The sequence below is a fragment of the Streptomyces sp. NPDC002698 genome, from assembly GCF_042888945.1.
In the GTDB taxonomy this organism is placed as follows: Bacteria; Actinomycetota; Actinomycetes; order Streptomycetales; family Streptomycetaceae; genus Streptomyces.
The window spans coordinates 1-11,700 of sequence record NZ_JBIAQM010000005.1 but is presented as its reverse complement, the minus strand read 5'-3'; the positions used below and the strand labels follow the sequence as shown (position 1 = coordinate 11,700).

The following is an 11,700-nucleotide window of genomic DNA, read 5'->3' as shown; positions in this document are numbered from 1 at the left end:
ACGTGAGGTGTGCATGGGGCGCGTTCGGAAGCGCACGCGCCCGCGCCCCGCACCGGCTCGGACCCCGCACGGCTCCCGCCCGCACCGGCTCCCTCCAGCACCGGCTCCCGCCCCGCACCGTCCCCGGGTGTAACCCGCCCCCGGACGTAACCCGCCTCCGGACGTGCCCCATCCCGGCGTGACCCAGCACACGTACGAAACAGTTTCGTTTCGCTGATGTCGGGGGGTATCTTCAAGGACATACGAATCCGTGTCGTTCGAAGCGGGAGAGGTGAGTGGGATGGCTGAAGCCGCAACGGTGCGCCGCAGTCGGATCACGCCCGAGCGCGAGGCCGAGCTGTACACGGCCGTGCTCGACCTGCTTCGTGAGGTCGGCTACGACGCCCTCACGATGGACGCCGTCGCGGCCCGTACCCGTTCCAGCAAGGCCACCCTCTACCGCCAGTGGGGCGGCAAGGCCGAGCTCGTCGTGAAAGCCCTGCGGCACCAGAAACCGCTGAAGTCCTCCGACATGGACACCGGGAGCCTGCGGGGCGACTTCCACGCACTGGCCCTCCGGCAGGACGACTGCCAGATGGAGCAGGACTCCGCGCTGATGCGGGGTCTGGCCATGGCGGCGCACGGGAACCCGGATCTGCTGAAGGCGTTCCGGGAATGGCTGATCGAGCCGGAGTTGGAAGAGCTGCGCCGGGTGCTCCGGCGCGGTGTCGACCGAGGTGAGATCCGAGCGGACAACCCCGCGATGGAGTACGTGATGCACATGCTCATCGGCGCCTTCGCGGCCCGCACCATGATCGACGAACTCCCGCCGACGCAGGCTTTCCTGCATTCGTATGTCGACGCCGTGGTCCTCCCCGCTCTCGGCGCCTGACGTCCCACTCCTGACCCCTCCCCTGTTCCACCCCCCCCCGTGGATCCCCGCAGTGATCCACCTCCGCAGATCCCTGTAGTCGCACCTGACGCGCCGCTCACGTCGCCGGGCTGATCCCCCCTGCCCCCACTCGGGTGATCACGCCAGCCCCTGCCCTTCCACGACCTGACCGGGAGTACGCCCTCGTGGCCACATTCCTCTACAAACTCGGCCGACTCGCCTTCCGGCGACGGCACTTCGCCGCCCTGATATGGGTGGCTCTGCTGACGCTCGCGGGTGTCGGCGCCGCCTCCGCGCCCGTCGCGGGATCGTCCTCCTTCTCGATCCCCGGCACCGAGGCGCAGAAGGCCTTCGACCTGCTGGAGAGCCGCTTCCCCGGAATGAGCGCCGACGGAGCGACCGCACGGGTCGTCTTCAAGGCGCCCGCCGGCGAGAAGATGGCGGACAAGGACAACAAGGCGACGGTCGAGCAGGCCGTCAAGGTGCTCGGCACCGGTTCCGAGGTCACCTCCGTCGCCGACCCGTTCAAGGCCCACGCCGTGAGCAAGGACGGGACGGTCGCCTACGCCTCGGTGAAGTACGACGTCTCCGGCATGGAGCTGAAGGACGCCTCGAAGGACGCCCTGAAGGCGGCCGCGGAGGACGCGCGGCACTCCGGGCTGACCGTCGAGGTGGGCGGTGACGCGCTCCAGGCGACGCCCGAGACCGGTTCTTCCGAGGTCATCGGCATCGCGATCGCCGCGGTCGTCCTCGTCATCACCTTCGGTTCGCTCATCGCGGCCGGACTGCCGCTGCTGACCGCGCTGGTCGGCGTCGGCATCGGCGTCTCGACGATCACCGCGCTCGCCAGCGTGCTCGACCTCGGCTCCACCACGTCCACCCTCGCGATGATGATCGGCCTGGCGGTCGGCATCGACTACGCCCTCTTCATCGTCTCCCGCTACCGGGCCGAGCTGGCCGAGGGCCGAGAGCGCGAGGAGGCGGCCGGACGGGCCGTCGGTACGGCGGGCTCGGCCGTGGTCTTCGCGGGACTGACCGTCGTGATCGCGCTGGTCGGCCTGTCGGTCGTCAACATCCCGATGCTGACGAAGATGGGTGTCGCCGCGGCGGGCACGGTCGCCATCGCCGTCCTCATCGCCCTGACGATGGTTCCCGCGCTGCTCGGCTACGTGGGCCGCAGGGTCCAGCCGGCCGGCCAGAAGAGCAAGCTGCTCGGCGGCGGGCGTGCCGCGAAGAAGGCGGGCAAGCCCAACATGGGTACGCGCTGGGCGAGCTTCGTCGTCCGCCGCCCGCTCGCGGTGCTGCTGCTCGGCGTGGTCGGCCTCGGCGCCGCCGCGGTCCCGGCGGCCTCGCTCCAGCTCGGCCTGCCCGACGACGGCTCGCAGCCGGTGTCCACCACCCAGCGCCGCGCCTACGACCTGCTCTCCGAGGGCTTCGGTCCCGGTTTCAACGGCCCGTTGATGGTCGTCGTCGACGCCAAGGCGAGCGACGCGCCCAAGACGGCGTTCAGCACGGTGCACGACGAGATCGCGGACCTCAAGGGTGTCGTGAGCGTCAGCCCGGCGGCCCCCAACAAGGCCGGGGACACCGCGATGATCACGGTGATCCCCGACTCGAAGCCGTCCTCCGTCACGACCGAGGACCTCGTCCACACCATCCGCGGCGCGGGCGGCGACATCAAGGCCGAGACGGACGCCACGGTGCTCGTCACCGGCTCCACGGCCATGAACATCGACTTCTCGCAGAAGCTCAACGACGCGCTGATCCCGTATCTCGCGCTCGTGGTCGGCCTCGCCTTCCTGCTGCTGATCGTGGTGTTCCGCTCGATCCTCGTCCCGCTGAAGGCGGCGCTCGGCTTCCTGCTCAGCGTGATGGCGGCCCTCGGCGCGGTCGTCGCGGTGTTCCAGTGGGGCTGGCTGTCCGGCCTGATGGGCGTCGAGGAGACCGGCCCGATCATGTCGATGATGCCGATCTTCATGGTGGGTGTCGTCTTCGGTCTGGCCATGGACTACGAGGTGTTCCTCGTGACGCGGATGCGGGAGGCCTTCGTCCACGGCGAGAAGCCCGGCCAGGCGATCGTGACCGGGTTCAAGCACGGCGCCCGGGTCGTCACGGCCGCCGCCGTCATCATGATCGCCGTGTTCTCCGGGTTCATCGGCTCCAGTGAGTCGATGATCAAGATGATCGGCTTCGGTCTGGCCATCGCCGTCTTCTTCGACGCGTTCGTCGTCCGGATGGCACTCGTCCCGGCGGTGCTCGCGCTGCTCGGCAAGCGGGCCTGGTGGCTGCCGAAGTGGCTGGACCGCGTGCTGCCGAACGTCGATGTCGAGGGCGAGGGCCTGCGCGCGCTCGACGAGAAGGCGCGCGAAGGGGACGACGACCGGAAGCTGGTCGGCGTCTGATCCTCGGCCCCCGCGGCCGGACCGTTCACCCGAGAGACCTCGCCGACACCTCGGCGAGGTCTCTCGCGTACGTGCCGTTCCTCAGTGCGCCACGGGTGTGGCGGCCGTGTACGTACGGCGGAGGAAGCGTATGAGAGCCTTCGTGTCGAGCTGCACGACCGCCACTCCATGCGCCGAGTGGAACTCCAGGACGGCCTGGACGCGGCCGCACGGCCAGATGCGTACGTCGCCGTTGTCGACGGGGACGCGCAGCCCCCGTTCCAGGAGCTCGCGCTCGAAGATCCACTCGTGAGGGCCGGGCAGCGTGACGCGCACCTGGCGGGGGTCCGTCTCCGGGTCGTACCGGAGGGCCACCGGGACGGCCCGGTGTTCGTCGTCGGCGGAGTCGGCGGTGTCCGTCACGATATGAGCGCGGGCGTACTGCTCGACGGCGTGCATGAACCGACTCCTTACGCTGCGTGACCTGTGCGGAATATGTGAATTCCGTCACCATTCCAATGTCGCACATCTGGCGGAAACCGCTCTCCGGCCGTCCGCGGCTTCCCTCCGGAACGCCTGCCCGATCGTGGCGCGTCCATGTGCGCGGTGGTCGCATCCGCGGGAGGTTCACGCCTTCCGCGCCCGCGAACCGCTCCCGTACGCCTGCCTGCCGCAAGCTGTTCATGCTTCCCCGCTCTTGCAAGTCGTTCGCAACAAGGGATTATCATCGGACCGTGCATGTACCTGACGGATTCATCAATGCCCCGGTCTCCGCGGTCACGGGCGTGGTCGCCGCAGGCGCCGTCGCCGTGAGCCTGCGAGGTGCCCGCCGTGAGCTCGACGAACGGACCGCGCCGCTCGCCGGCCTCGTCGCCGCCTTCATCTTCGCCGTGCAGATGCTGAACTTCCCGGTCGCCGCCGGGACCAGCGGACATCTGCTCGGCGGCGCCCTGGCCGCGATCCTCGTCGGACCCTTCACCGGCGTCCTCTGCGTCTCCGTCGTCCTGCTCATGCAGGGAATTCTCTTCGCGGACGGGGGCCTCACCGCGCTCGGCGTGAACATCACCGACATGGCGATCGTCACCACGGTCGTCTCGTACGCCGTCTTCCGCGGCCTGGTGACGGTGCTGCCCCGCAAGCGGCGCTCGGTCACCGTCGCGTCCTTCGTCGCCGCGCTGCTCTCCGTCCCGGCCGCCGCGGTCGCCTTCACCCTCGTCTACGCGGTCGGCGGCACCACCGACATCGCGCTCTCCAAGGTCGCCACGGCCATGGTCGGCGTCCACGTCCTCATCGGCATCGGCGAGGCCGTGATCACGGCGCTCACCGTCGGCGCCGTCATCGCGGTGCGGCCCGACCTCGTCCACGGCGCCCGCGGCCTCCAGCAGCGCCTCAAGCTGCGGGTGAACGGGGAGCTCGTCGACACGCCCACGGCTGCCCCCGCCCCCGTCGCGGCCCGCTCCTCGCACCGCACGGTGTGGATCACCGGCCTGGTCACCTCCCTCGTCCTCGCCGGGTTCGTCAGCTTCTACGCCTCCGCGAGCCCCGACGGCCTGGAGAAGGTCGCCAAGGACAAGGGCATCGACGCGAAGGCGGAGGCTCACGCCTCCGACGGCTCGCCGCTCGCCGGATACGGAGTCAAGGACGTCTCCGACGCCCGCCTCTCGGGCGGTCTCGCCGGGGTGATCGGCGTCGGTGTCACGGTCGTCGCGGGCACCGGCGTCTTCTGGACGGTCCGCAGGCGCCGTACGGCCGACACCTCGCCCGCCTCCGTGCCGGAAGGCGTCTGAGGTGGGGGCGGGGCACGCGCACAAGCTGTACCGGCACGCGGACTCGCCCGTGCACGCCCTGCCGCCGCACACCAAACTCGCCGCCGCCCTCGCCTTCGTGGTCGTGGTCGTCTCCACCCCGCGCGAGGCGATGTGGGCGTTCGCGCTGTACGCCGTGCTGCTGGCCGTGGTCGCCCACCGGGCCCGCGTACCGGCGGGCGTCCTGCTGAGACGGCTTCTGATCGAGATCCCGTTCGTCGCGTTCGCCGTGCTGATGCCCTTCGTGGCGGAGGGCGAACGGGTGGACGTGCTGGGACTGTCCCTGAGCGTCGACGGCCTGTGGGGCGCCTGGAACGTCCTCGCCAAGGGCACCCTCGGCGTCGCCGCCTCCGTCCTGCTGGCCTCCACGACCGGACTGCGTGAACTGCTCCTCGGCCTCCAGCGGCTGAAGCTCCCGCCGCTCCTCGTCCAGATCGCCTCCTTCATGATCCGCTACGGCGACGTCATCACCGACGAGATGCGGCGCATGCGGATCGCGCGGGAGTCGCGCGGTTTCGCGGCGAGCGGAGTGCGGCACTGGGGGGTGCTCGCGAAGTCGGCGGGCGCGCTGTTCATCCGCTCCTACGAACGCGGGGAACGCGTGCACCTGGCCATGGTGAGCCGCGGGTACGCCGGTTCCATGCCCGTCATCGACGAGGTGACCGCGTCCCGGGCGCAGTGGTCGTACGCCCTCGCCCTTCCGTTCGCCGCCCTTGTCGTATGTCTGTTGGGATGGACGCTGTGATGTCTGCTGCACCCTCTCTGGAGGTCTCCGGCCTCGCGTTCGCCTACCCGGACGGGCACCAGGCCCTGTTCGGCGTGGACTTCCGGATCGGACGCGGCGAGCGCGTCGCCCTGCTCGGCCCGAACGGCGCCGGCAAGACCACCCTCGTCCTGCACCTCAACGGCATCCTGACCGGCGGCGCCGGAACGGTGACGGTCGCCGGACTCCCGGTCGGCAAGCGGCACATGGCGGAGATCCGGCGCAGGGTCGGCATCGTCTTCCAGGACCCGGACGACCAGCTCTTCATGCCGACCGTGCGCGAGGACGTGGCCTTCGGGCCGGCCGCCGCGGGCATCAAGGGCGCCGAGCTGGAGGCCCGCGTCCGCACGGCGCTGGAGCGCGTCGGCATGGAAGCCTTCGCCGACCGTCCCCCGCACCACCTGTCCTTCGGACAGCGGCGCCGGGTCGCCGTCGCGACGGTGCTCGCGATGGAGCCGGAGATCCTCGTCCTCGACGAGCCCTCCTCCAACCTCGACCCCGCCTCCCGGCGTGAACTCGCGGACATCCTGCGTTCACTGGACGTCACGGTCCTCATGGTCACCCACGACCTGCCGTACGCCCTCGAACTGTGCCCCCGCTCCCTCGTCCTCAGCGACGGCGTGATCGTCGCCGACGGCGGGACCGGCGATCTCCTCTCCGACGACGAGCTCATGCGCACCCATCGTCTGGAGCTGCCCTTCGGGTTCGACCCGCGCTCCGTGACAATGGGGGCGTGACGAAACAAGAGGACGTCGGGCCGCCGGCCGGGTCGCTGCTGCTCGACGACCAGCTGTGCTTCGCCCTGTACGCCGCCCAGCGGGCCGTGACCGCCGCGTACCGCCCGCTGCTGGAGGAACTCGGCCTCACCTACCCGCAGTACCTCGTCCTGCTGGTCCTGTGGGAGCGCGGCGAGACCACGGTCAAGGAACTGGGCGCCGCCCTGCACCTCGACTACGGCACCATGTCGCCGCTGCTCAAGCGGCTGGAGTCGGCGGGGCTCGTACGCCGTGAACGCTCGGCGCAGGACGAACGCTCGGTGCGCGTCGCGCTGACCGGGCGCGGCGAAGTGCTCAGGGAACGCGCGGAGGAGGTGCCGCAGGCGCTGCTGACGGCGACCGGTCTGAGCGAGGCCGACGTCACGCGCCTGCGCGAGGAACTGCGCCGGCTGACCGAACGGGCGGAGAACGCGGCGGCACGCGGACGCTGACACACCGGGACCGGCACCCTGTCGGGGCCGGGGCCGGATCACATGATCGGCAATGGGCACCCCGAGGCTTCCCGTGCTCCATACCGGCCAGTACCTTGTGCACCATGCACTTGTGCGCGATGCATGCGTGCGCCACCTTCTGCTGCCCGCCCCGGGGGAGGCCTGCCGTGTCCGACGGCGCCGTTGTCGACACCCGTCCGACGAAGATCATGTATGTCGCCGAGGCGACCGCGCACGGCGGCCGGAACGGCTATGTGACCAGTCAGGACGGGCACCTCGAACTGAAGGTCGCGATGCCGCCGGCGCTGGGCGGCGACGGGAACGGCACGAACCCGGAGCAGTTGTTCGCGGCCGGATTCAGCGCCTGCTTCCACAACGCGCTGGTCATGGTCGGCCGTCGGGCCGGCCTCGACCTCTCCGGTTCCACGGTCGCGGCCAAGGTCGGGATCGGCCCCAACAAGCAGCGCGGCTACGGACTGGCGGTCGCCCTGAGCGTCTCGCTCCCCGTCGTCGACGAGGACGTGGCGGCGAAGCTCGTGGACGCGGCGCACGAGGTCTGCCCCTACTCGAACGCCACCCGCGGCAACATCGAGGTCACGATCCTGCTGGGCTAGCCGTCCTAGGAATCGAAGGCCGCGGACGCGTGTTGCACTCATTACCGGTAGAGGCGAGGCGACAGGGAGCGCGGGCGTGGACGTGGACGGCACAGTGGCGGAGGGCTTCGAACCGGTCAGGGAGGCGTTCGCGGCCAACTTCGCGACGCTGGGGGACCGGGGCGCCGCCGTCACCGTGTACCGCGACGGGCACAAGGTCGTCGACCTGTGGGGCGGCACCCGAGACGTCGACGGCACCGAGCCCTGGCAGCGGGGCACCGCGCAGATCGTGCGCTCCGCGACGAAGGGCGTCGCCGCCGCCGTACTCCTGCTGCTCGCCCAGCGGGGACAGCTCGACCCGGACGCGCCGGTCGGCGCCTACTGGCCCGAGTACAAGGCGCACGGCAAGGAGCACACGCGCGTACGGCATCTGCTCGCGCACCGGGCCGGTGTGCCCGTCCTCGACCGTCCGCTCACCCCCGCCGAGGCCGCCGATCCCGACCTCGCGGCCGCGGCGGTGGCCGCCCAGACTCCCGTATGGGAGCCGGGGGCCGAGCACGGGTACCACGCGCAGACGTACAGCTGGCTGACGGGCGAGCTGGTCCGGCGCGTCACCGGGCGCACCCTCGGCCGGTGGATCGCGGACGAGGTGGCCGGGCCGCTGGACCTCGACCTGTGGGTCGGGCTTCCGGAGACGGTGGCCGGCCGGGTGGGCCGGGTCGCGCAGATCGAGGCACCGGCCACGCCGGGCGGTCTCAGGACCCGCCCCAAGCGAGCGGTCTCCGAGGCGTACGCCGACCCCGGCAGCCTCACCCGTCGCGCCTTCGCCGCGATCACCCCGATGCCCGACGAGAACGATCCCGGCTACCGCTCCGCCGTCCTCCCGGCCTCGAACGGCATCGCCACCGCCGACGGCCTCGCCCGCTTCTACGCCGCGCTGATCGGGGAGGTGGACGGCGTCCGGCTGTTCACGCCCGAGACGCTGGCGGCCGCGCGGACGGAGCGGTCCGCGGGACCGGACCGGGTCCTCGTCGTCAACACCCGGTTCGGCCTCGGCTACATGCTCCACGGCGGAGCGTCGCCGCTTCTCTCCCCGGGCTCCTTCGGCCACCCCGGCCGCGGCGGCGCCCTCGGCTTCGCCGACCCCGAGTCGGGCATCGCGTTCGGCTATGTCACCAACGGCTTCCGCAAGAGCGTGACGGCGGACGCGCGGGCCCAGGCGCTGGTCCGGGCGGTGCGGACGGCCGTCACCGCGTGACCGCCCGACCACGGCAGGCCGCCGAACCGTCGGGCAGCCGCCCGTCCGCCGCGACGGCCTGCCCGGCCCCCGCCCGCGGCATCAGCCCGGCGTCATCGCCCTGCGACGGTCGAAAAGGGTGCGGGACAAACCGAGACGATCAGCTCTCGAAGCTTCTCGATGTACAGCCGCACGTTCTTGGAAGCGATGTCCGTGTCCGGGTGGCGGCATGCGATCCACAGTCCCTCGTGCAGCCGGTTGACCCAGGCGCACACCTGATCGCCGTACGACACACGGAGCAGCCCGTACGCCTTTTGTTCGCTCCAGCAGGCCGAACCGGGAGTGAGGCGGGCGTCCACATACGAGACGATCGAGTACAGGTCGGGTGATGTGGGGCGGAAGTCCTCGCCCAGGAGGCGTAGTACCCGGGCCAGCGGAATGCGCGCCAGCGACCGATTGGCCTGCAGCTGGGCCCGGACCGAGGCGAGCGCGGCGTCGAAGTCCCGTGCCGCTGGTACTTCGATCGGCGCGCCGCCGACATACCAGCCCACGGAGTCCGACCACGTGGACTTCAGCCGGGTGTGGAACGGCACGACCGTGCGGTAGACCGGTTGCCCGCCGAGTTCGTGGACGATCAGGCTGGTTGCGGCCAGGACGCCCACCAGGCTGCCGCCGTAGGGCCGGCAGTACGTCTCGAACGCCGCGGCCGCGTCCGCATCGACGAGCGGCTCGCGCATGAGCTTCTGGACGGGCAGAACGTCGCCGGGCCGCAGGCCCAGATCGACAGGGAACTCCGGAAGCCTTCCGTCGCACCGGCCGATGAACTCCCGCCACCGCGCGACGATCGCGTGGGTGTCGTCGATGGCGTTCGCGTTCGCCCGCTCCTGCTCGCAGAAGTCCACATAGCTCGCGACCGGTGCGGCGGCGGGGGACCGCCCCGCGGCATGCGCCGTGTACAACTCCTGTACCTCGTACGGGATGCGCTGCAGCGAGTAGGCGTCGACGTTGGTGTGGTCGAATGCCAGATACACGCTGGTGGAGTCCTCGCGGACGACCGCCGCGTAGAGGAGGTTGGGCCAGCCGAGAGCGTCCGCCGCCTGGTCGAAACGGTCCTGCAGATGCCCGGCCAGCAGGTTCGCATCGGCGAAGTCGCCCACCACTTCGCGGTGGAGCGTGACATCGTCCTGGTCGAGAGTGAACCGCCGCATCTCGTCGCCCACCCACCTGAACCCGCTGCGCAGCGTCTCGTGGCGCAATGTCCAGCCGCGCAGGGCCTGTTCCAGCGCGTCGAGGTCGACCCGGCCGGGCAGGTCGAAAGCCGTACCGAGCCAGGTCGGCACGAACAGGCCGCCCTCGCGCACCGACCGCGCCGTTCTGATGTGTGACTCCTGGATGTACGCCGGCGGCCGTGGATCCGTCGGCAGCGCCGTCGCGGCCGCGACGGTCGCGGGGCTGAACCCCCATTCCACAAGCCGTCCAGGCCGGACCTCGCAGCGCTGAATATCAGAAATTCGCACAGTGGCGTCTCCTTGTCGGAAAACAAAGGCTTGATCAACGTGGAGTCGCGTGCGAGCGCTGTCTGCTGTTTCGCCCGCAAATCAGCAGAAGGTGTGGCACGTCGAACGGTGAAGTGACCTGTCCGTCGCCCCCGTATTCGACGGCCGTTCATGCGCCTGCCTGTGGGGACTTCCGTGGTTGCCTCTTCGCCGTGATCGTCATGACGGGAGCAATGAGCAACCAGGCGGACATTCACATGATCGACGGTGTCTGTTGAGGTCTTTTGGCCCAGCACAGCGACTTGGAAGGCTGCGCGCCATAACCCCGTTGCTTTTCCGGCGTTTGCAGATGTGCGGGTGAGTGCCCGCAGTGATGCCAGGAAGGTGCATATTCTATGAGACGGTCTACTCGAAACCGTGTGCTCGCCGTTGCCGCCGCATCCGGCGCGATGGCCGTGGCTCTTCCCGCGTCCGCCGTCTTCGCGGCCGACGGTGCCGACGCCGGGGCCACGGCGGCCGATTCGCCCGGGGTGCTCTCCGGGAACAACATCCAGGTTCCCCTGTCCGGGGCGTTGAACCTCTGCGGCAACACGGTGGACGTCGTGGGGCTGCTCAATCCGGCCGTGGGCAACGTGTGCAAGAACAAGGAGACGGCCAAGGCCGGCGGTTCGGAAACCGGCGACGGATCGGACAGGTCGGGCGGAGCCTCGGCCGATGGCCGCGTCACGGACTCGCCCGGGCTGCTCTCGGGCAACGGTCTCCAACTCCCGGTCGATCTGCCGGTGAACGTTTCCGGGAACAGCGTCAACGCGGTCGGCGTGGGTAACCCGGCGGTCGGCAACCAGTCGGTCAACGGCGGTGACCACTCTCACCCGCGCGTTCCCCGAACGACTCCGGCCCCCGAGCCCTCGGCCCCGACGCCCCCGGTGTCACGAACCCCGGCCCCCCGGCACGAGGCCGTTCCGGACACCCCGGACACGGCGACGTCCACGCTGGCCCGCACAGGAGCGGACCTGACTGTGCCGGCCCTCGCGGGCGGCGCCGCGTCCCTCCTCGCGGGTGCGTTCCTGTACCGCCGCTTCCGCCCGAGTCGCTGACCCGGATGCCTGGGCCCCATCGAACCTGTTTGGTGGGGCCCAGGGGGAATGCCGGTGCCTGTCCGCCCGTTCGTCCGCTCAGCCCGGTGGCGAGAAGGTTCATGAAAACGGAGGCGGGGGGGGGGGGGGGGGGGGGGGGGGGGGGGGGGGGGGGGGGGGGCGGGGGGGCGGGGGGGGGGGGGGGGGGCCCCCCGGGGGGCGCCTGTCTTCAGGGGCGGGCACGATCACCAGCACGGGCGAGACAGCACAC

The 11,700-nt window shown here is 70.7% G+C and carries 11 protein-coding genes; 9 read left to right on the top strand and 2 right to left on the bottom strand.

Translation table 11 applies throughout. The annotated features are described in order from the left end of the window. Positions 1-280: 280 nt before the first annotated feature. Entirely contained in the window at positions 281-871 is a 591-nt protein-coding gene (locus ACFYW9_RS09160; RefSeq protein ID WP_351859775.1) for a TetR/AcrR family transcriptional regulator, read from the top strand. Between the two features lie 185 nt (positions 872-1,056). After that, positions 1,057-3,273, top strand: coding sequence for an MMPL family transporter (locus ACFYW9_RS09155; protein WP_351859773.1), 2,217 nt, complete (start codon positions 1,057-1,059; stop codon positions 3,271-3,273). 81 nt (positions 3,274-3,354) lie between these two features. Here ACFYW9_RS09155 and ACFYW9_RS09150 read toward each other — a convergent pair whose 3' ends face one another. Beyond that, complete coding sequence (locus tag ACFYW9_RS09150; RefSeq protein WP_389146788.1) at positions 3,355-3,711, bottom strand: SsgA family sporulation/cell division regulator; 357 nt, start codon at positions 3,709-3,711, stop codon at positions 3,355-3,357. A 275-nt stretch (positions 3,712-3,986) separates the two neighbouring features. Here ACFYW9_RS09150 and ACFYW9_RS09145 point away from each other — a divergent pair, with 275 nt between their 5' ends. The 6 genes from ACFYW9_RS09145 to ACFYW9_RS09120 all read left to right on the top strand — a co-directional run bounded on the left by ACFYW9_RS09145 (position 3,987) and on the right by ACFYW9_RS09120 (position 8,878). Next, positions 3,987-5,039: an energy-coupling factor ABC transporter permease gene (locus tag ACFYW9_RS09145; protein WP_351859768.1), complete on the top strand. Its 1,053-nt coding sequence runs from the start codon at positions 3,987-3,989 to the stop codon at positions 5,037-5,039. A 1-nt stretch (position 5,040) separates the two neighbouring features. Beyond that, complete coding sequence (gene cbiQ, locus ACFYW9_RS09140; protein ID WP_389146784.1) at positions 5,041-5,802, top strand: cobalt ECF transporter T component CbiQ; 762 nt, start codon at positions 5,041-5,043, stop codon at positions 5,800-5,802. Next, positions 5,802-6,557 (top strand): energy-coupling factor ABC transporter ATP-binding protein, encoded by a 756-nt coding sequence (locus ACFYW9_RS09135; RefSeq protein ID WP_389146781.1) that lies wholly within the window; start codon positions 5,802-5,804, stop codon positions 6,555-6,557. Before cbiQ ends, ACFYW9_RS09135 begins: the two co-directional genes overlap by 1 nt. Then, a complete protein-coding gene (locus tag ACFYW9_RS09130; protein ID WP_326787250.1) occupies positions 6,554-7,027 on the top strand; it encodes a MarR family transcriptional regulator in 474 nt (157 codons plus the stop codon). The genes ACFYW9_RS09135 and ACFYW9_RS09130 overlap by 4 nt, the downstream gene beginning before the upstream one ends. Positions 7,028-7,236: 209 nt before the next feature. Continuing rightward, on the top strand, positions 7,237-7,641 hold the full coding sequence (locus ACFYW9_RS09125) for an organic hydroperoxide resistance protein (protein ID WP_389147586.1): 405 nt from the start codon (positions 7,237-7,239) through the stop codon (positions 7,639-7,641). A gap of 76 nt (positions 7,642-7,717) precedes the next feature. Further along, positions 7,718-8,878: a serine hydrolase domain-containing protein gene (locus ACFYW9_RS09120; RefSeq protein WP_389146778.1), complete on the top strand. Its 1,161-nt coding sequence runs from the start codon at positions 7,718-7,720 to the stop codon at positions 8,876-8,878. 92 nt (positions 8,879-8,970) lie between these two features. Here the strand turns inward: ACFYW9_RS09120 and ACFYW9_RS09115 are convergent, their stop codons facing one another. Continuing rightward, entirely contained in the window at positions 8,971-10,374 is a 1,404-nt protein-coding gene (locus ACFYW9_RS09115; protein ID WP_389146775.1) for a condensation domain-containing protein, read from the bottom strand. Positions 10,375-10,748: 374 nt separating this feature from the next. On the opposite strand from ACFYW9_RS09115, the gene ACFYW9_RS09110 reads away from it, so the two are divergent. Next, complete coding sequence (locus tag ACFYW9_RS09110; RefSeq protein WP_389146772.1) at positions 10,749-11,450, top strand: chaplin family protein; 702 nt, start codon at positions 10,749-10,751, stop codon at positions 11,448-11,450. Positions 11,451-11,700: the final 250 nt, after the last annotated feature.

Excerpts from the sequence above, each read along its gene's own strand:
- ACFYW9_RS09160 (WP_351859775.1), top strand. The coding sequence starts at position 281 with ATGGCTGAAGCCGCAACGGTGCGCCGCAGTCGGATCACGCCCGAGCGC.
- ACFYW9_RS09150 (WP_389146788.1), bottom strand. The coding sequence starts at position 3,711 with ATGCACGCCGTCGAGCAGTACGCCCGCGCTCATATCGTGACGGACACC.
- ACFYW9_RS09135 (WP_389146781.1), top strand. The coding sequence starts at position 5,802 with ATGTCTGCTGCACCCTCTCTGGAGGTCTCCGGCCTCGCGTTCGCCTAC.
- ACFYW9_RS09125 (WP_389147586.1), top strand. The coding sequence starts at position 7,237 with ATGTATGTCGCCGAGGCGACCGCGCACGGCGGCCGGAACGGCTATGTG.
- ACFYW9_RS09110 (WP_389146772.1), top strand. The coding sequence starts at position 10,749 with ATGAGACGGTCTACTCGAAACCGTGTGCTCGCCGTTGCCGCCGCATCC.